The sequence below is a fragment of the Acinetobacter sp. MYb191 genome, assembly GCF_037572605.1.
Taxonomy (GTDB): domain Bacteria; phylum Pseudomonadota; class Gammaproteobacteria; order Pseudomonadales; family Moraxellaceae; genus Acinetobacter; species Acinetobacter johnsonii.
Window position 1 is genome coordinate 637,860 of the sequence record NZ_JBBGZP010000021.1, and the last position, 19,514, is coordinate 657,373.

18 protein-coding genes are annotated in these 19,514 nt (G+C 41.6%); 6 read left to right on the top strand and 12 right to left on the bottom strand.

The window, feature by feature from the left end:
- Window positions 1-119: 119 nt before the first annotated feature.
- Window positions 120-359: a hypothetical protein gene (locus WH214_RS16775; protein WP_228740215.1), complete on the bottom strand. Its 240-nt coding sequence runs from the start codon at window positions 357-359 to the stop codon at window positions 120-122.
- A 228-nt stretch (window positions 360-587) separates the two neighbouring features.
- On the opposite strand from WH214_RS16775, the gene WH214_RS16780 reads away from it, so the two are divergent.
- Entirely contained in the window at window positions 588-2,015 is a 1,428-nt protein-coding gene (locus WH214_RS16780) for a cryptochrome/photolyase family protein (protein ID WP_339422440.1), read from the top strand.
- Here WH214_RS16780 and WH214_RS16785 read toward each other — a convergent pair.
- Entirely contained in the window at window positions 2,012-2,638 is a 627-nt protein-coding gene (locus WH214_RS16785; RefSeq protein ID WP_339422439.1) for an HD domain-containing protein, read from the bottom strand. The two genes, WH214_RS16780 and WH214_RS16785, sit on opposite strands and share 4 nt — an antisense overlap.
- A gap of 15 nt (window positions 2,639-2,653) precedes the next feature.
- Complete coding sequence (gene yaaA, locus WH214_RS16790; protein WP_184118312.1) at window positions 2,654-3,433, bottom strand: peroxide stress protein YaaA; 780 nt, start codon at window positions 3,431-3,433, stop codon at window positions 2,654-2,656.
- Window positions 3,434-3,559: 126 nt separating this feature from the next.
- Here yaaA and WH214_RS16795 point away from each other — a divergent pair, with 126 nt between their 5' ends.
- Together WH214_RS16795 and WH214_RS16800 are read left to right on the top strand one after the other, a co-directional pair.
- A complete protein-coding gene (locus WH214_RS16795; RefSeq protein WP_010327145.1) occupies window positions 3,560-4,189 on the top strand; it encodes an alpha/beta hydrolase in 630 nt (209 codons plus the stop codon).
- Window positions 4,190-4,581: 392 nt separating this feature from the next.
- A complete protein-coding gene (locus tag WH214_RS16800; RefSeq protein ID WP_010327146.1) occupies window positions 4,582-5,022 on the top strand; it encodes a DUF2147 domain-containing protein in 441 nt (146 codons plus the stop codon).
- Between the two features lie 113 nt (window positions 5,023-5,135).
- Here the strand turns inward: WH214_RS16800 and WH214_RS16805 are convergent, their stop codons facing one another.
- From WH214_RS16805 to pheA, 4 genes are all read right to left on the bottom strand, one after another.
- Complete coding sequence (locus tag WH214_RS16805; protein ID WP_178928518.1) at window positions 5,136-5,501, bottom strand: hypothetical protein; 366 nt, start codon at window positions 5,499-5,501, stop codon at window positions 5,136-5,138.
- A gap of 108 nt (window positions 5,502-5,609) precedes the next feature.
- On the bottom strand, window positions 5,610-7,859 hold the full coding sequence (locus tag WH214_RS16810) for a bifunctional prephenate dehydrogenase/3-phosphoshikimate 1-carboxyvinyltransferase (RefSeq protein WP_339422438.1): 2,250 nt from the start codon (window positions 7,857-7,859) through the stop codon (window positions 5,610-5,612).
- A gap of 3 nt (window positions 7,860-7,862) precedes the next feature.
- On the bottom strand, window positions 7,863-8,954 hold the full coding sequence (gene hisC / locus WH214_RS16815; protein ID WP_339422437.1) for a histidinol-phosphate transaminase: 1,092 nt from the start codon (window positions 8,952-8,954) through the stop codon (window positions 7,863-7,865).
- Window positions 8,955-9,021: 67 nt separating this feature from the next.
- Complete coding sequence (pheA, locus tag WH214_RS16820) at window positions 9,022-10,131, bottom strand: prephenate dehydratase (RefSeq protein WP_339422436.1); 1,110 nt, start codon at window positions 10,129-10,131, stop codon at window positions 9,022-9,024.
- Between the two features lie 456 nt (window positions 10,132-10,587).
- Between pheA and WH214_RS16825 the strand changes: the two genes are divergently transcribed.
- Complete coding sequence (locus tag WH214_RS16825; RefSeq protein WP_004982371.1) at window positions 10,588-11,106, top strand: DJ-1/PfpI family protein; 519 nt, start codon at window positions 10,588-10,590, stop codon at window positions 11,104-11,106.
- A 49-nt stretch (window positions 11,107-11,155) separates the two neighbouring features.
- Here WH214_RS16825 and WH214_RS16830 read toward each other — a convergent pair whose 3' ends face one another.
- Entirely contained in the window at window positions 11,156-12,298 is a 1,143-nt protein-coding gene (locus tag WH214_RS16830; protein WP_339422435.1) for an acyl-CoA dehydrogenase family protein, read from the bottom strand.
- A gap of 144 nt (window positions 12,299-12,442) precedes the next feature.
- The gene (locus WH214_RS16835; protein WP_087012100.1) at window positions 12,443-13,786 is read right to left on the bottom strand and encodes a dicarboxylate/amino acid:cation symporter; all 1,344 of its coding nucleotides are present in this window, start codon (window positions 13,784-13,786) and stop codon (window positions 12,443-12,445) included.
- A 410-nt stretch (window positions 13,787-14,196) separates the two neighbouring features.
- Between WH214_RS16835 and WH214_RS16840 the strand changes: the two genes are divergently transcribed.
- Window positions 14,197-15,192 carry a glycosyl transferase family protein gene (locus tag WH214_RS16840; protein WP_279733964.1) on the top strand — a complete coding sequence of 332 codons (996 nt, stop codon included), beginning with the start codon at window positions 14,197-14,199 and terminating at the stop codon, window positions 15,190-15,192.
- Between the two features lie 28 nt (window positions 15,193-15,220).
- Here WH214_RS16840 and WH214_RS16845 read toward each other — a convergent pair whose 3' ends face one another.
- The 3 genes from WH214_RS16845 to WH214_RS16855 form a co-directional block, all read right to left on the bottom strand.
- Window positions 15,221-15,661: a hypothetical protein gene (locus tag WH214_RS16845; protein ID WP_339422434.1), complete on the bottom strand. Its 441-nt coding sequence runs from the start codon at window positions 15,659-15,661 to the stop codon at window positions 15,221-15,223.
- Window positions 15,662-15,754: 93 nt separating this feature from the next.
- A complete protein-coding gene (locus WH214_RS16850) occupies window positions 15,755-16,021 on the bottom strand; it encodes a YeaC family protein (protein WP_058869973.1) in 267 nt (88 codons plus the stop codon).
- A 3-nt stretch (window positions 16,022-16,024) separates the two neighbouring features.
- A complete protein-coding gene (locus WH214_RS16855; RefSeq protein ID WP_004696112.1) occupies window positions 16,025-16,963 on the bottom strand; it encodes an NAD(+) kinase in 939 nt (312 codons plus the stop codon).
- A gap of 153 nt (window positions 16,964-17,116) precedes the next feature.
- Between WH214_RS16855 and mrcB the strand changes: the two genes are divergently transcribed.
- Window positions 17,117-19,513 carry a penicillin-binding protein 1B gene (mrcB, locus tag WH214_RS16860; RefSeq protein WP_339422433.1) on the top strand — a complete coding sequence of 799 codons (2,397 nt, stop codon included), beginning with the start codon at window positions 17,117-17,119 and terminating at the stop codon, window positions 19,511-19,513.
- Window position 19,514: the final 1 nt, after the last annotated feature.

A 19,514-nucleotide genomic window follows, 5' to 3' on the forward strand; every position in this document is an offset into this window, starting at 1 on the left:
AAATTCAATATATCTTGGCGCGAATTATAACACACTGATTTTTAATTGTTTTAAATTTATTTTTAATTAAAATTCAACATGATAAGTCATTTACACATGATTTTATTCTATCTTAAACGTCAAAGTACTTTAATGGAGACCTGCTCGATTATTGCTTCAGCATCACTTTGAAGCGGGCTATTGACTTTTTCAGGCACGACCTTTGCCTTTGAGAAAGGACTCAACTTTTGCACTTTAGGCTCAGCACTGTTCATGAGTTGATTCAACTGTTGCTGTTTTTTCGTTTCTGTATCCTGAAAAACAACAAACCCAAGCAAACAAACTGCAGCCACAAAAATAGGGATTAGAATTTTTTTCATGACATTCACAATATCCACAACTGCTTTAGCATGATTACAAATCATAACAAATAATACAAAAGGCAACACATTTATCAGATAAAAAGCATCTTCACACTTTATAGTTTTTTCTGATTTAATTATTTCAATAACATAAGATTAAGTTAAACGAGTGAGAAAAAAATATGATCAAAGTGCTCAATTTTGTAATATTTTATATTTCAAAAAATTACAGTTGATTAACCTTTTATGAACATAATTTGGTTTAGACAAGATCTTCGCATACACGACCATGCTGCACTTTGGCATGCAAACCAACATGGACCTATGCTGGCCTTAGTGATCCTATCCCCACAACAGTGGCTATTACATCATGACGCGGCTGTAAAAATTGATTTATATGTCAGACAATTGCACGATTTAAAACAGAGCCTTGCTCAGCTGAATATTCCTTTGGTCATTCTAAATATTCCGCTGTGGCAAGATATTCCACGTCAGCTTTCATCTTTATGTCATACACTGCAAGTACAACAGATCTTTGCAAATATCGAAATGGGCGTGAATGAACTTAAGCGCGATGCCGAAGTTCAACAATGCTTAAATCAGCAACACATTGAATTTACGCTCTTCCAAGATCGAACCCTCTTTCCCTTAAACAGTATTCGTAACCAATCTGGTAAGCCCTATCAAGTCTTTGGCGCTTTTAAAAAAACCTGTTATGAGCGCTTAAATATTGGCTTACCGCAGTGCTACCCTCTCCCTTCTGCACAGCAACCTATACAGCTTCCTGCCGATTTAAATACAACCATTCCACACATTGAATCACTGATTGATGTAAATACGAATGAGTTAAATCAAATTAAAGCCTATTGGCCTGAAACGGAAATATATGCGCTTTCAGTGCTCGATGATTTTATCGATCACAAAGTTAGTGACTATCAAAAAGAAAGAGACTTTCCATTTTTAAATAGCACCAGCCAACTTTCGGCTTATTTAAATCTTGGGATCGTGTCCATTCGCCAGTGCCTCAATGCCCTGTTTCGTGCTCAACACGGTCAATTTATGATTGATAACACAGGCCAGCAGACTTGGTTAGATGAATTACTTTGGCGGGAGTTTTATCAGCATATTTTATTTGATTTTCCACAGGTCTCTAAACATCTGCCATTTAAAGCCAACACACAGCGTATTGTATGGCGAGATTCGCCTGAAGATTTAAACGCATGGCAACAAGGTCGTACTGGTATTCCAATTGTGGATGCAGGTATGCGGCAACTACTTGCGACAGGCTGGATGCACAATCGTGTCCGTATGATTGTTGCAATGTTCTTAACTAAAAACTTGTTGATTGATTGGCGACTGGGCGAGCAATGGTTTATGCAACATTTGGCTGATGGTGACTTAGCAGCCAATAATGGCGGATGGCAGTGGTGTGCCTCCACGGGCACTGATGCTGTGCCTTACTTCCGAGTCTTTAACCCTGTGAGCCAATCTCAGAAATTTGATAGCAATGGTGACTATATTCGACAGTGGCTACCAGAGCTTGCACATTTAGATGCCAAAAGCATTCATGAGCCTTATGCGAAGCAGCCGAATATGGAATTGGACTATCCCCAACCAATCGTCGATTTAAAATCGAGTCGTATTCGTGCCATTGAAGCATTTAAAGGGCTTTAATCACCCAAAGCTTGGGCTAAGTTCTGCTTAGCCAGACGCTCATAGCGCTTTTGGAAAAATGGCGTCTGGTACAGTGGCTGCGTTTCTAAAAAGTGCCTTAACACTTGCTGACGCTTCTTCACATAAAGTGAGGGCTCAACCCAAGCATATTCTTGCTGAATTTGGCGTTCATATTCAGCAAAACGCATAGGATCGCTGGCTAAAATAGCCAGATCAATATCCAATAGATAAGCCAAATCAGTGTCAACTGTCGGTGCATGTATTTTGGTTGCCAAAATCCATGCATAGATCTTTGCAATTTGCTCAGCTCCAAGCACATTTTCAAGCATCTGTTGCATGTAGTCGGCGCTTTGCTGCTCATTGTCATTTGCTTGCGGGTTATAAATGACATCATGAAACCAAATGGCCAACTCAACAGATAAAGTATCGTCTAAGTAGGTTTTGATCTGATGAAAATGCTCAAAACATTCAACAATATGTTGAATGCTATGATAATGCTGCTGTACTTCACTATAGGCGTTATACAGCGAGGCATGGAACTTTTGAGTGGTATCGTCATCCAAACTCAATTGCTTTGCGGTGAGCGCCCAATAGTCCTGAAACTGTTTTGTATACTGCACCATTGGAATGCCCTTTCGTTATGCTGCCTGTTCATCTCGTTTAAAGACCAACTCACCTTTTAATGAGCTGTCGGCATCAAAGTAATAACCATCTGTCTGGAATGATTTTAACCCTTCAATTTGATCAATTTGGTTTTCAATCATATAACGCGCCATCAAACCACGCGCTTTTTTGGCATAGAAACTAATGACTTTATATTTGCCATTTTTCTGATCTAAAAACACAGGTTTAATAATTTCTGCTTGAATTTTGCTTTCTTTCACAGATTTATAGTATTCATCCGAAGCAATATTCAGCAAAATTTTAGAACCTGCCTGTTCTAAATCTTGGTTAATTAAATCGGTAATGTGATTGCCCCAAAACTCATACAGATTATGTCCGCGTGGGTTAGCCAGCTTGGTTCCCATCTCTAAACGATACGGCATCATCAAGTCCAGTGGACGTAGCAAACCATATAAACCTGAGAGCATTCTTAAATGTTGCTGTGCATATTCAATGTTCGACTCTGACAAATGATAAGCATCTAAACCGGTATAGACATCGCCCTTAAAAGCAAACATGGCTTGTCGCGCATTGGCAAAGCTGAACTCTGGCTGCCAATCACGAAAGCGATCGACGTTTAAAGTGGCAATTTTTTCACTGACGCTCATTAAGCTTGCAATTTCACTTGCCGACAGTTTGCGACTAACTTCGATCAATTCTTGGGAATGTTGCAGCAATCTGGGTTGTGTATACGCATCGGTAGGTAAAGCAGTTTGGTAATCTAAAGTTTTGGCAGGAGAAACAAGGGCAAGCATAGATAACCTGATTAAAAAACAATTAAACAGACTATATCAGTAGACTTATTTTATTGCCAATCTGTGTTTTTAATAAGCATAAACGGTTAAACTAGCCCATTCTCCTGTTATATGTATCGATTCTCTATGTCTGAGCAGATGTTCATTCAAGGTCCAGTTGGGCAAATTGAAGTTTTTGTAGATTATCCACAGGGTGAAGTGAAAGGATTCGCGGTAGTTACTCACCCCCATCCACTCCAAGGTGGTACGCCTCAACACAAGGTTCCTGCATTGCTTGCGCAAATGTTCTTAGAACGCGGTTGCATTGTGTACCGTCCAAGTTTCCGTGGCTCAGGTCAAAGTGTTGGTCTACACGACGAAGGTCATGGCGAAACTGATGATGTTCTTGAAGTGATTAAGCATGCTCGTGCAGCACATACAACTTTACCCTTCTATGCAGGTGGTTTTAGTTTCGGTGCGCATGTCATGGCAAAATGCTATGATGCTTTACAAGAAGAAATTCGACCAAAACAAACCATTTTATGTGGTCTACCAACGGCAACTGTTGCAGGTGTGCGCCACTATGTAACACCACAACTTAAAGGTGACATCTTATTCATCCATGGCGAAGCCGATGAAGTTACTTTACTGTCTGACATGATTACATGGGCTAAACCGCAGCGCCATTTAGTGACTGTATTACCTGGTGCAAACCATTTCTTTACCGGTTACTTAAAACAGTTACGTATTGCGATTACACGTTTCCTGTGGATTTAACACATCACTCAGTTCAGGAAAGAAATGGATGTCTAACATTAGCCCCTTTCTTTCTTGAACTTTTTATTTTTAATCTAAACTTCTCTCTTTTCTATTCAAACGCTTAATAAGTCATTTCAAGTAGCTTCATTATTCGTCCCTTATATATCTTCTGTTCCCAAAATAATTTTAAGCTTCCTTTTGAGTGCTAAACTCAATCAGCACTACCTCCATCAAATACCTGTTTTAAAAATAAGTGAGGGTTGAACCCTTCTAATGGTACTTTATGCAACAATCTACGCTTGAACTTGATATATTCTGCACATCATTATTCAAATAATAAATTATACAATCAACATCTTAGCTCGTGAGAGCTATTCATTTAAATAATTTTTAAAATATTCAGGGATTTTATGAAAACAATTCTCGGGGCAGTTTTAGTCACTATAGCCACCACATCTGCCTGTGCTCAGGACATTATAGGAACTTGGCGTTATATCGATGATAAAACTGGAGAACCCAAAGGTCTGGTGAAAATTGAAAAGCAAGCCAATGGGACTTATGCTGGAACTGCACTGAAAGCAACTCCTCGTCCAGGCTATACAGCTAAAGAATTCTGCACCAACTGCCCTGCACCTTACACCGATAAGCCTATTATTGGTATGCAAGTGATTACCGGTTTAAAAACTGAAAATAATATTAATTATACACATGGCAAAATCATTGATCCCGTTTCAGGCAAGCTGTATAGCCTAAAAGGTAAAATTAGCCCAAATGGGAAAAAACTATTCTTAAGAGGTTATTTAGGCGTTTCTGCTGTGGGACGCAGCCAGACTTGGTTACGCGTAGAATAAGGCTTATAGCACATCCAGTTATAAGCGCGTTGACCTATCAAAATATTAAACGTGTTCTGTCCTAAAAAATGCTGAATTATGAAAAACCAATTCAGCATTTTTTATCTATTCAATTAGCCTTTCCACTCAAACTCAGTAAAACTTTTATCTGTTTTTAGCGTATTTTCAACCGCTTGTGCCAATTGATTCAACAAGCTTCGTTCAGCAATTCGGTCTAACCAGTCTTGCTCTTCATCTGGATAAGAGGCAATTTCGCACACCAGATTTCCTTCGCTGTCATGACCTTGGCACGTAATAGACAGTGGCAAAGTATGATTATCGACACTCACAGCCACCTGATCACCACTTTGTGGCAATGTTTCAAAACCAAATTGACCTAACTTTTGAACCAGCAAGTCTTGTACCTGCTTCTGTACCACACCGCTTTCACTTACTTCCTGCTGCTGTCCATGCTGTGCTGTAAATTGTAATTTTCTCATTGATCATCCCAAAGGCTTTTTTGTTATATGGGTTTAGCATAATGGCTTAACACAAAACAGCCAAGCAAAAGCTTGGCTGTTCTCACACAAAATATCTAAGCTTTAGTCTTATTCAGTGACTTGGATCGCTAAACCAGCTTGATTGCTTAATTGCGTAAAGGTCGGGAAACTGGTGGCAACCGTTTCAGTACCAATGATTTTAATTTCACCAGAGGTGCGTAAACCTGCCATTGAGAAACTCATTGCAATACGGTGATCGTGATGTGATTCAATTTCGCCACCGGTGAAAATCGCGCCCCACTCGCCCGAATGACCTTTACCTTCGATGATGATGCCATCGTCAGTCGGCGTACAATCGATACCCATGGTTTTTAAACCATCCGCCATCACTTGAATACGGTCTGATTCTTTCACACGCAGCTCAGCAGCACCCGTTAATACGGTTTGTCCTTCAGCACAGGCCGCAGCAATAAACAATACAGGGAATTCATCAATCGCCAATGGCACTTGATCTTCAGGCATATGAATCCCTTTGAGTGTACGTGTGCCTTGAATACGAATGTCTGCAATCGGCTCTCCGCCTGCAATACGTTCATTTTCAACCGTAATGTCTGCACCCATTTGCTTTAAAATCTCGATCACACCTGTACGGGTTGGATTAATGCCCACAGCTTCTAGAGTAACGTCTGAACCCTCGGTAATGGCAGCACCCACCATAAAGAAAGCAGCCGATGAAATATCTGATGGCACTTGAATCTCTGTACCAACTAACTTACCGCCACCTTGCAGTGAAATACGATTGCCTTCTGTTTTCACGTCATAACCAAATGCACGTAGCATACGTTCAGTATGGTCACGTGTAGGTTCGGGTTCTGTGACCGATGTTTCACCTGCTGCCCACAAACCTGCCAATAAAATCCCAGATTTCACCTGCGCAGATGCCATTGGCAAATCATAGTGAATGCCTTGCAAAGCTTGGTTTCCAGTGATCGAAACAGGAGGTGTACCACGCTCACCTGTGGTTTGAATCTGTGCGCCCATTTCGCGTAACGGTTTAGCAATACGTTCCATTGGACGCTTCGACAGTGATGCATCACCCGTCATGACAGAGTCAAATTTTTGTGCAGAGAGCATGCCTGAAAGCAGACGCATCGAAGTCCCTGAGTTACCCATGTAAAGCGCACTTACTGGTGCTTTTAGGCCATTTACGCCCACACCATGAATCGTCACTTCACCATTTTTAGGACCTTCAATGCTCACGCCCATATCACGGAACGCTTGTAAGGTTGCTAACGCATCTTCACCTTCCAAGAAACCTGTCACATGCGTCGTTCCTTCCGCAATTGCACCAAACATGATTGAACGGTGTGACACAGATTTATCACCTGGCACGCTAAACTTACCTTGGAAACTTTTTTTACCCGGTAATATGGTGAATTGCTGTGTCGTCACTTTATTGTTCTCCATGAAAGGTTTTTGAGCGAGCATATGGTTAAAATGCTGGCGTGCTGCTTGCGCATGTCCGAGCAAGCCCATTAAAGCATGTGAATCTTCATCTTCAATGAGTTTACGAATCGTTGCCAGTTGGTTTTCAAAACCGTCTACGGCATTTAAAATGGCTTTTTTATTGGCAAAAAAGATGTCATGCCACATTTGCGGGTCACTTGCCGCAATTCGAGAAAAATCGCGAAAGCCCCCCGCAGCATAGCGAAAAATATCTAAATTATCTTCACGGTTTGCCAGTTGTTCGACTAAGTTAAAGGCCATCAAATGCGGAAGATGACTGGTATGCGCCAAGACTTCATCATGCTTGGCCACATCCATACAAATCACTTCTGCTTTCGCAGCTTGCCATAGTTGGATCAGTTTCTCTACAGCCCAATTAGCACTGGTCGGTAATGGTGTCAAAATCACTTTATGATTTGCAAATAAATCGACCTTACCCGCATGCACACCCGTGTGTTCTGCTCCCGCAATTGGATGCCCCGGTACAAAGCCAGCAGGCAATGCCTCACCGTACACGGCTTTGGCCGCGTCGACCACATTGCCTTTGGTACTGCCTACATCGGTAATAATCGTATGTTCTTGCAAATATGGTTTGATGGTTTCCAAGACTTTTTGCGTTGCCCGAACAGGTAAGGCTAAAACCACCAAGTCCGCACCTTGAACCGCCTGCACAGGATCGCTATACCCCTGTTGGATTAATCCCAAAGCTTTGGCATCCTGTAAGGTTTTTTCCGAACGTGTAGAAGCTACAATATTTTGGGTTAAACCCTCAGCAATCATGACGCGTGCGAGACTCGAACCAATCAGTCCAAGACCAATAAATGCAACTTTTTCAAACAGTGGCGCAGACATAATTTAAGCGTTCGCCTCTAAACCCAGTACGTTGGCCAAAGCCGTTAAAAATTTCGTATTTTCAGCTTCAGTTCCAATCGATACACGTAAATGATTGGCGATGCCCACAGGACGAACAATCACCCCTTCTTTTAATAAAGCATTAAAAGTTTGTGCAGGATCGGCTTGTATATCGACCAAAATGAAGTTAGCACGAGAAGGCTCATAGTTTAGGCCTAACGCTTTAAACCCTGTTTCAAGTTGCACCATGCCCGCTTTATTGACCACACGTGATTTCTCAATGAAATCTTCATCTTTCAGTGCAGCAACTGCTGCCACCATGGCTAAATGGTTGACGTTAAACGGCTGACGAATACGATTTAAGAAATCTGTCACTTCTGCCGATGCTAAAGCAAAGCCAACACGGAGTGCCGCTAAACCAAAGCACTTCGACATGGTACGGCTAACAATCAGGTTTGAATACTGTGCTAAAAACTTTAAGCTGTTAAAGTTTTCTGGGAAATATTCCACATAAGCTTCATCTAAAACCACAATCACATGACTTGGTACTTTTTGCATGAAGCGCTCAAATTCAGCCTCTTCAAACCAAGTGCCTGTCGGATTATTGGGATTCGCAATAAACACCAATTTGGTATTGTCTTTAATTGCTGCTGCCATCGCGTCAAGGTCATGCGAAAAACCTTGAGCAGGTACTTCAATCGCTTCGGCATTGATGGCTTGTGTGACCAAAGCATAGACTGCAAATGCGTGTTGGCTATACACCACCGAATCTTTTTCTGAAACAAATGCACGAGCAAAAATTTCTAGCAGATCGTTTGAACCATTGCCTAAAGTAATACAATCATGTGCTACACCAAACTGCGCATGAACTTGATCCTTCAAGATAAAACCACCACCGTCTGGATATCGTCCAATTTCCGCCAATTCAGCAGCAACTGCTTCTTTTACTTTGTCCGAACAACCCAAAGGGTTTTCATTTGAGGCAAGCTTAACAATATCGGTCATTCCCAATTCACGCTCTAATTCGCTGATTGGCTTACCCGGTTGATATGGTTTTAACTTCGCAATACCTTCATTGGCTGGAGCAAACGACATGTGACCTTTCCATTCTTACAAGTGGTGTACATGGTTGAGTTTGGAGTAAACCCAACCACCTTAGAGATTACAGTACTGCAATCGGGTATGAACCCAATACTCGAACTTCTTTCACCAGTGGACGAATCTCTTCAATCGCCGCTTTAACATTGTCTTGTTCCACATGCCCTTCTAGGTCGATGAAGAAGACATAAGCCCATTTTTCAGGCAATGCAGGACGCGTTTCGATACTGGTCAAACTAATGTTGTGCTTTGCAAATGGTGCAAGGATTTCCAATAATGCACCTGCGCGATCATGTGCAGAAATCAGCAATGACGTTTTATCATTACCGCTTTGCGGGATTCTTTCACGACCAATCACCAAGAAACGTGTAGTGTTCTCAGGATTATCTTCAATATTGCTGTGTAAAATTTCTAAATCATAAATACTTGCTGCAACATCAGATGCAATAGCAGCCGAATGCCATTCAGTACGAATACGACGTGCCGCTTCAGCATTCGAGCTTAAAGCAACACGTTCCACACCTGGATAGTGTGCGTCCAACCATGCACGACACTGCGCCAAAGTTTGCTGATGTGCATAAATTTGTTTAATACTGTCTTTACGCGTGTTTTCAGACACAAGAAACTGGTGATGAATACGCAATTCAACTTCACCAATCACATTTAAGTGTGAGGCTTTAAAACAATCCAAAGTATGGTTAACCACACCTTCTGATGAATTTTCTACCGGCACTAAACCATAGTGTGCACTGCCTGCTTCCACTTCACGGAACACTTCATCAATGGTCGGTAAAGGACGAACCACAGCATCATGACCAAAGTGCTTTAACACCGCAGAGTGCGTATACGTACCAACAGGGCCTAAAAATGCAATACTTTGTGGTGCTTCTAGAGCCAAACATGCAGACATGATTTCACGGAACAAACGTGCCATGGTCACATCAGACAAAGGGCCTTCATTACGCTCCATAACATTCCGTAAAACTTGCACTTCACGTTCTGGACGGTAAAACATTGGATTCTCTTCAGAAGCAAATTTTGCTTTTGCAACAGCTTCCGCCAGTTTCGCTCGACGGTTAATAAGTTGTTGAATCTGTTGATCAACAGAGTCGATATCCTGACGGATTTGGTTGAGGTCAAGAGAAGTCGTTGTGTTTTGATCGTCTTGGATCATTGTTATGTCGCCCTTCATAAACATTGTGCAAACAGTATAACAATAGTTAGCTTTGAAATCTTGCGCAATAAGACTTTGTATGTTTCAGTGCTAAAAACATACAGTTGATTTAATCATCAAGTTTATCAATAAACTGCCCCAATAATAGACATCAATAAAACCACTGAGCCCTGCCTATTTTCTTCTTGCCAATATGCATAGAACAGCGCTCAAGCAAAATACCACGACGATGTTTTGCGAGTCTTAACTCTTCGCTTTTAAAACTGCGTCTAGGTTTTGAAAAATTTTGCTACACCTTCACAAAAATCACCATTCATCCGTATTTCAGTGCGTTAGAATATCTTTTAAAATATGCTTTACTTAAGTTGACGTATTCATAACAAAGAGAGTATGCAGCAGTAGCGATTGCTCTATAGTCTCAATAAAACAAAACAATAATGAACTGTAGGTACTGTCATGCACAAAAAAATTGCAGTCTTGGTCACCTATGACTTTGAGGATGCCGAATATGCTGAACCCGTAGAAGCATTTCGAGCAGCTCGGCATAGTATTATTAACCTTGAAAGTCAGGCTGGAAAAATCATTTATGGCAAAAAGCGTAAAGCCTTTGTCACCATCGACCAAAGTATCGATGATGCCTCCGTGCATGACTTCGATGCCTTACTCATTCCTGGCGGTTTTTCGCCAGATAATCTGTGCCAAGATGAACGCTATGTCTTATTTGTCAGGCACTTTGCAAACACGCAAAAACCTATTTTATGCAGTGCAGACGCTCCGCAAATTTTAATGCATGCTGGGGTTGTGAAAGGTAGACGCATGACGTGTATCCATCACCTTCATCAAGACTTAAAAGATGCAGGTGCCGTGCTGTATGACACAGGTGTTATGAATGACAATAATTTATACATTTCATCGCAAACCCAATATGACCTACCCGCCTTTATTCAAGAAAGTTTATTGGTACTGAACCGATAAAAAAGAGCCTACTTGAGGCTCTTTTACGCATGTCTATATCAACACAGGCTTAGCGCCCAAGTAAGCTACGTGCGACAATTTCTTTCATAATTTCATTGGTCCCGCCGTAGATGCGTTGAATACGCGCATCGACAAAGAAACGTGAAATTGGATATTCACTCATATAGCCATAGCCACCAAAGAGCTGTAATAAATTATCAGCCACCTTCATTTGCATGTCTGTTGAAAAACTTTTCAATGCTGCTGCGGTTTCTACATCCAGCTTACCTTGCATATAAAGCTCAACGTTTTGATTATAAAAAGCAGCTGTGGCTTGTTCATCAATCTTGGCTTGAGCCAAAACAAAACGTGTATTTTGGAACTGCGAAATATGTTGACCAAAAGCTTGACGCTCTTTGACGTATTGGATAGTGACATCTATCGAACCGCGAATTGCACCTATAGCCGTTGCTGCAATTGCCGTACGCTCACGTGGTAGCTCTTGCATCAGATAGGCAAAACCTTGACCTGCTTGTCCCAACAATTGATCTTTCGGGACTTTTACATTGTCATAAAACAACTCAGAAGTGTCTTGCGAATGTAGCCCAATTTTGTCGAGGTTGGTGCCTTTTTTAAACCCGTCTAAGTGGGTATCGACCAACATCAGTGAAACACCCTTTGCTCGGGCTTGCGGATCAGTTTTTACTGCCAACACCACAAGGTCGGCATGCTGCCCATTTGAAATAAAGGTTTTAGAGCCATTTAAAATATAATGCTCCCCTTGCAAAATGGCATTACTTCGCATGGCTTGTAAGTCTGAACCCGCACCCGGTTCCGTCATTCCAATCGCACCGACCACTTCGCCTGACACCATTTTCGGTAACCAGTATTGCTTCTGCGCTTCACTTCCAATATGCAAAATATAAGGTGCAGCAATTTCGGAGTGACAAGAAATCCCTGTTGATAAAGCACTGAAACCTGCACGTGCCGACTCTTCCACCAACATCAGTGAATAATGCGTTGGAACACCATAACCGCCATATTCCTCTGGAACATCGACACATAAGAAACCATTTTCACCCAATGCATTCCAGACTGAGCGCGGCATTAAGCCTTCTCGTTCCCACTGTTCATAGTGTGGTGCAATGTGTTCATTCATAAAACGGCGAAAGTTATCGCGAAATAGTTCTAGGTCTGCATCGTAATTCAACATATTTCTTCCTTGTAGTGACTTAGTTTTATTATTCAGCCCACATGCTAGCCATTTTTAACGCAACTGTCATGACCGCATCAGGCCATTTTTTTTATGTCAATAAAAAAGGAAGCTCTTAGGCTTCCTTTTTAAGATGAGCTGAAATTATGCGTGAGCATTTTCTTCAACAGCCATTTGGCGGTCTACTTCATCTGGATTTGCTAGTGCAAAATGTAATTTCTCTTGGTCTAACTGACCGACCCATTTCGCGACAACAATCGTTGCCAATGAGTTACCTACCAAGTTGGTTAAGGCACGTGCTTCAGACATGAAACGATCAATACCTAAGATGAGCGCAAGACCCGCTACTGGAATGTGCCCAACGGCTGACAAAGTCGCTGCCATCACAATAAAGCCAGAACCTGTTACACCCGCAGCACCTTTCGATGAAATCAATAACACACCTAATAAAGTCACTTGGTGCATAAGATCTAACTGAGTATTGGTCGCTTGTGCAATGAAGATTGCTGCCATTGTCAGGTAGATTGAGGTACCGTCTAAGTTAAATGAATAACCTGTTGGAATAACCAAACCAACCACTGACTTTTCACAACCTGCAATTTCAAGCTTTTTCAGCATACGCGGTAAAACCGACTCTGAAGATGACGTACCCAGTACGATCAACAACTCTTCGCGAATCATACGAATCATTTTCAAAATACTGAAGCCACAAAGACGTGAAATTGTGCCTAAAACCAAGAAAATGAAAAGTAAACAGGTAATGTAGAAACAGATGATCAATTGAGCAAGTTGCGCCAAGCTACCAATACCATATTTACCGATGGTATATGCCATTGCACCAAAAGCACCAATTGGAGCAAGTTTCATGATCATGTTTACAATGTTAAAGAACACATGAGAAATTTGATCGATGAACTTCAGTACAGGTTTACCTGCATCACCCAACTTGTGTAATGCAAAACCAAACATCAAGGCAAAGAGCAGCACTTGCAGGATTTCACCTTCAGCAAATGCACCAACCACAGTGTTTGGAATAATATGCATAAAGAAGTCGACAGTCGATTGCTGCTGACCAGATTCAACAAACTTTGAGATACCAGAAGTATCTAATGTTGAAGGGTCAACGTTCATGCCCACACCTGGCTTCCAGATGTTAATGACCAGTAAACCGATCAATAGTGCAATAGTCGATACAATTTCAAAGTAAAGTAGCGCAACACCGCCTGTTTTACCCACAGACTTCATACTTTCCATACCCGCGATACCACTCACAACGGTACAGAAAATTACTGGCGCAATAATCATCTTGATCAGCTTAATAAAGCCTTGACCTAGAGGATAAAAAAGCTCGCCCCAGCCGGGTACATATTTTTCAACGCCATTGATAACTTGCGTACCACTAGGGAAAAAATGTCCTACTAAGATACCCGCAATAATCGCGACAATAACTTGAAAATATAGTGACTTATAGATTGGTTTCTTAGTCATAACGAATACTTCTGTAAATCAAAAGACTGAAAAAATCGGTATACCTATACTTCCTCATAGGTAGTTGGCTTTCTGATAAACACAAAAAAGCCCACAGTTTGGACCGCATCCAAACACCGGGTAAAAAAATCATGGTGTACAAACAACAGCACTGTGACAAAAATCACAGTTCATTCACATTTACTGCAATGGGAGAGACTAAAAACTAGCGAGTCACAATTATTGGGTAAATTTTACCTAACATTCTTTAATCAAAGTAAACTGATTTTAATCATAATGTATAAAATCTAAACAATATGACTCATACTTTAGTCTAATGGTGGAAAATTTATTTAAAATTAAAAGTGCTGTTTTTTTTGATTGTTCCACTAAAATAACACAACACAGCCTTCACTTACTTTGGTTTTTTCATGAACAACAAAAGAAATATTTATAAAGATGCTGAGCACCCTTTTGCTCAGTTTGTTCGCATTATTGGCAAAGGAAAAAATGGTGCACGCTCACTCAGTTATGAAGAAGCTTACCAAGCCTTTGATATGATCCTGAAAAATCAAGTGTTGGATGTACAACTCGGTGCATTCCTAATGCTACTTCGGGTTAAGGAAGAGTCTGTAGATGAACTGGCAGGCTTTGTTCAAGCCACACGAGATCAACTGCCGTTCACGCCTTTAGAGGTCGATTTAGACTGGTCGTCTTATGCAGGCAAACGTAAACACTATCCATGGTTTCTTTTAGCGGCGCTGACTTTAGCCAAAGCAGGTTATAAGGTCGTGATGCACGGTGCATCAGGTCATACCATTAACCGTATTTATACTGAACAGGTATTGGAATATCTTGATTTTAATATTTGCCAAACTCAAGCAGATGTAGAACAGGAATTAGCGACGCGTAATTTTGCTTATCTACCGCTGCACGCCATCTCCCCGATTTTAAGTGACTTAATTTCCCTACGAAATGTTATGGGTCTTCGTTCACCCATTCATACTCTTGCGCGCTTGATCAATCCATTTAATGCCAAAGCAACCTTGCAAGCTATTTTCCACCCTGCCTATCGTGGTTCGCATCAGCAAGCAGCATTTAAACTGGGCTATAAAAATAGCGCTGTCATTAAAGGTGAAGGCGGCGAATTTGAACGTAACCCAGATGCCAAAACACTGATCTGCGGCATCAAAAATGGTGAACTCTACGAACATGAGCTACCTAAACTCACCGACAACAGAAGCCCAATTGAAGAAGAGTTAGATTTGGCTGAGTTTAAAGCAGTTTGGCTGGGTGAAAAACAGCATGAATATGGTGAAATGGCAGTGACTGAAACCATTGGCATTGCGCTCTATACCATGGGAGTGTGCGATACATATAGCGATGCCATGCAACAGGCCAACCAGCTTTGGCACACTCGTTTCTAAGCAGAGGGGACGAACAAAAGCGTGAACGTTATTCGTCACGCTTTTCGATCCAATAAAAGTCAGCCCAGTAAGGATAACGCTTTCCTGAAGAATGAATATTTCTGAGAATCAACTGATCACCAATATGAATGTCGATTTTTTGAGATTCATGAGGACCAGATAAATAAACATCTTTTTGTTGTCCAATGAGGCGTGAACAATAGATTTGATGGCTTTTTATCTTTTTCGATGCTTCACCTGCATGGGTGTTATGGATCTTTATTCCAATCAATAACATCGGATAACCATCATTTTTCATTGATGTGTATTGTGTGACGGGATTTTGAAAATTTTGACTCGGTAACACAGAAACATCTAATAAACATTCAATTTTTCTTGCATCACTTGTTCGCTCAGCAAATACATTGGTCGAAATTACAGTAATGAAGAATAAACTGAGTCGAGTGAGCTTTATTATTTTTATAAGCATAATGATTGAAACAGTTTGAAGGTATTCTTGTTAGATTGAGTTGTTGAATCACCAAGCATCTATTGCTAAGCGATTCAACGCATTTTTAATCAATTAAATAAAACGAATAGGTTTAAATTCTGGTTCAGGCACATGAGAATCACACTCCTCACCTTCTTCTTTATGCCCTTTATCGATATAACCCGTACGTTCTTTTTCAGGAGTATTCTGATGCTCCCAAGCAATAACGGCTTGCATACAAGTTTGGCGTTGTTCAGCAGTCAACGCAACGCCATTTGGCCATTTACCAATTTCTACAGCTGTTTTTAAACGCTCAACAATATCGGCATCTAAAATAGAAAGCATCTGTTCAATATTCATGATTTAATCCTGTTGAAAAGAGTCAAAATCTTGGTTCCAACCGAGTTTAGTACGGCATGACATATAAAAATCATAACCCGGTGGATGTAATAAATTCAGTTTAAAGGGGTGCTTACGAATATGTAAGCTATCACCCACATTGAGCGAAACACTGTGTTGACCATCGGCACTGACCATCGGCAAGACACGGTTTTCACGAATCAGAAGCTTAATTTCACTATGCCCACCCACTACGATCGGGCGTGAAGACAAGGTATGCGGATGCATCGGTACCAAAGCAATCGCATCCATCCCCGGATGCACGATTGGGCCACCACCTGACAACGAATAGGCTGTTGAACCCGTTGGTGTCGATACAATCAAACCATCACTGTGTTGACGGTAGACATATTGGCCATCGATATTGAGTTCGAAGTCAATCATATGCACCGACTTACCCGAGTGTAATACCACATCGTTTAGGGCAATCGCATCATAAATCGTCTCGCCCTTTGAGCGAATTTCCATTTCCAATAAGAAACGACGATCTAACTGAAACTCACCTTTTAAGACTTGATCGAGCTTAAAAATCACTTCAGTCGGCTTGATGTCGGTTAAAAAACCCAAACGCCCTCGGTTTACACCCATTACAGGGGTATTGAATTTGACCAAGGCACGTGCAGCATGCAGAAGTGAGCCATCTCCGCCCACCACAATCACCAAATCGACCACTTCACCCAGAAGTGCACGACTCACCGTTTGTGTGTTTTTATAAGGAACCAGTTCAGCGGTTTGCGCATCAAAAACGGGATGTAACCCTAAGCTGAGTAGATGATCATGAATAAGACATAAGGTTTCGACAACTGAAGACTTATCTGGACGTCCAATTAAGCCTATGTTTCGAAATGTTTTATGTGAAATTTGCACCTGCAACATCGCTCCGCTACGATTCCCGCCTATCATAACATTATTTATTTAAATTGATTCAAAAACTAAAGTGACTGCTGCTACACACGGAATTGTCTCTATATTTAAGTTTGTTCACAGTTTAATTATTGCAAATTAGCGAAAAGCTTCGCATGATTAGCACAATTTCTCAGGATCTTATTCGTATTTATGAAGTCAGAACGTGGCATAGGTTTAATTGCACTGATCTTCTGCATCTTAGTCATTGCAGCATTCTTGGTGTTTAGTATTTATTTAATAAGACTCGACTCCGTTGTACGTGACAAGTTTGAAGGCAAGCGCTGGGACATTCCTGCGAAGGTATTCGCACGCCCGCTCGAAGTGTATACCAATGCCCCTGTCAGTCAGGCTGACTTCACTCAAGAGTTAAAACTTTTGGGCTATAAGTCCTCGGAAAACTATACCAAATCAGGGAACTTTGTCAGTTCTGGCAATGAGCTATATGTACACACCCGTGGCTTTGACTTCGGTGATAGTGTCGAGCCTGAACAAGTACTTAAAGTCACCTTTGCCGATGAGCAAGTGGCTGAAGTCAGTGCAACTAAACCCTCTTCTACAGGGATTGCACGTTTAGAGCCAATGCTGATTGGCGGGATTTATCCGCAGCATAACGAAGACCGTGTCCTGATTAAACTCGACAAAGTACCTAAGCCTTTAATTGAGGCTTTAATTGCAACAGAAGATCGTAATTTCTATAGTCACCACGGCGTTTCGATTCGTGGTACGGCACGTGCGATTGTGAGTAATGTCACGGGTGGAAAACGTCAAGGTGGTTCAACACTGACCCAACAGTTGGTGAAAAACTTCTACCTCACCCCTGAAAAAACCATTAAGCGTAAAGTCAATGAAGCATTTATGGCTTTATTGGTCGAATTTCACTATGACAAAGATGAAATTTTAGAAGCCTATCTCAATGAAGTGAACCTCGGGCAAAATGGCAATTATTCTATTAATGGCTATGGTTTGGCTTCGCAGTTTTACTTCGGCATGCCTTTGCGTGAGCTAAATATTGCGCAACAAGCTTATTTGGTGGGTCTAGTACAAGGTCCAACCTTATATAACCCTTGGCGTAACCCAGAAGCTGCAAAAAAGCGTCGTAATATTGTTTTAAACAACATGTTGGTCATGGGCTATCTGACCCAAGAACAATATGAAACTGAAACAGCTCGCCCTTTAAATGTGATTGCCAAACCGACTCTCGGCCCTTCACGTTTCCCAGATTTCTTGGACATTGTACGCCGTCAGTTACGTACCGAATACCAAGAAGGTGATTTGACCAACCAAGGTCTACGCATCTTTACGACGCTCGATCCAATTGCCCAAACCAAAATTCAAGACGCGTTTAAATCGACTGTTGGTCGCTTAAGCCGTGGCGCAAGCCGTCTAAAAGAGCTGCAAGGTGCGGTATTGGTTGCACATCCTGAAAATGGTGAATTGGTTGCAGCTGTTGGTTCAACCCAAGACTTTACCGGTTTTAACCGTGCACTCGATGCCAAACGTCAAGTCGGTTCATTACTTAAACCGGTGATTTACCTCAGTGCGATTCAGTCGGGACGTTACAACTGGGCCAGCCCAATTGAAGACAGTAGCATTAGTATTCAAGCCAATGGTAAAGCATGGACACCTAAGAACTATAGCGGTGGCGAACACGGCGTTGTACCAATGGTACAAGCACTGTCTAATTCATATAACTTGTCAGCAGTTCGCCTTGGTCAAGAGTTTGGTTTATCGACGTTTAGTAACCACCTAAAACGTTTTGGTGTGACCAGTAACATCCCAACCTATCCATCCATTTTCTTGGGTGCGGTAGACATGTCTCCGATGGAAATGCTCAGCATTTATGGCAACTTTGCCACAGGCGGTTTTAAGTATCCGACTAAATCCATTCGTACTGTTGTCGATCAAAATGGTCGCTTGCTAACCCGTTATGGTTTAAATGTCCAACAAACCATTGACCCTGCTTCGGCCTATGTCCTTAATTATGGTCTACAACAAGTGATGACCTCAGGTACAGGTCGTTCGGCTTATAATACTTTACCGAACTCGCTTCAGCTTGCAGGCAAATCTGGAACCACCAATGACACCCGTGACTCGTGGTTTGCAGGTTACTCGGGCAATTATGTTTCTGTGGTTTGGCTAGGTTTAGATGACAACAAACAAACTGGCTTAACAGGTTCTTCAGGCGCGTTGCCAGTGTGGACCAATGTGATGAGCCAGCTACGTCAAAAACCAGTCAACTTACGCCAACCGGATGATGTGCAATGGCATTGGATTGATCGTGGCACGGGTTATCTTGCTGCTCAAGGTTGTGAGGGCGCAATGTATATTCCTCTCTTGCGAAACACCGTACCACGCAAAGCAACCGCATGTGGCTTACCGCATTATCAAGTTGAACCCACTTACAATCCTGAAACAGATGGTTACCAAGCTACACCTGAACAAGGCGACAGCATAGACAACTATATTCGTGAAAGTGAATCGAACATGCAGCGCAACTTAGAAGATGAGACGCAAGTCATTTCGAGTGGTAGCTATCAACCTGAATAAA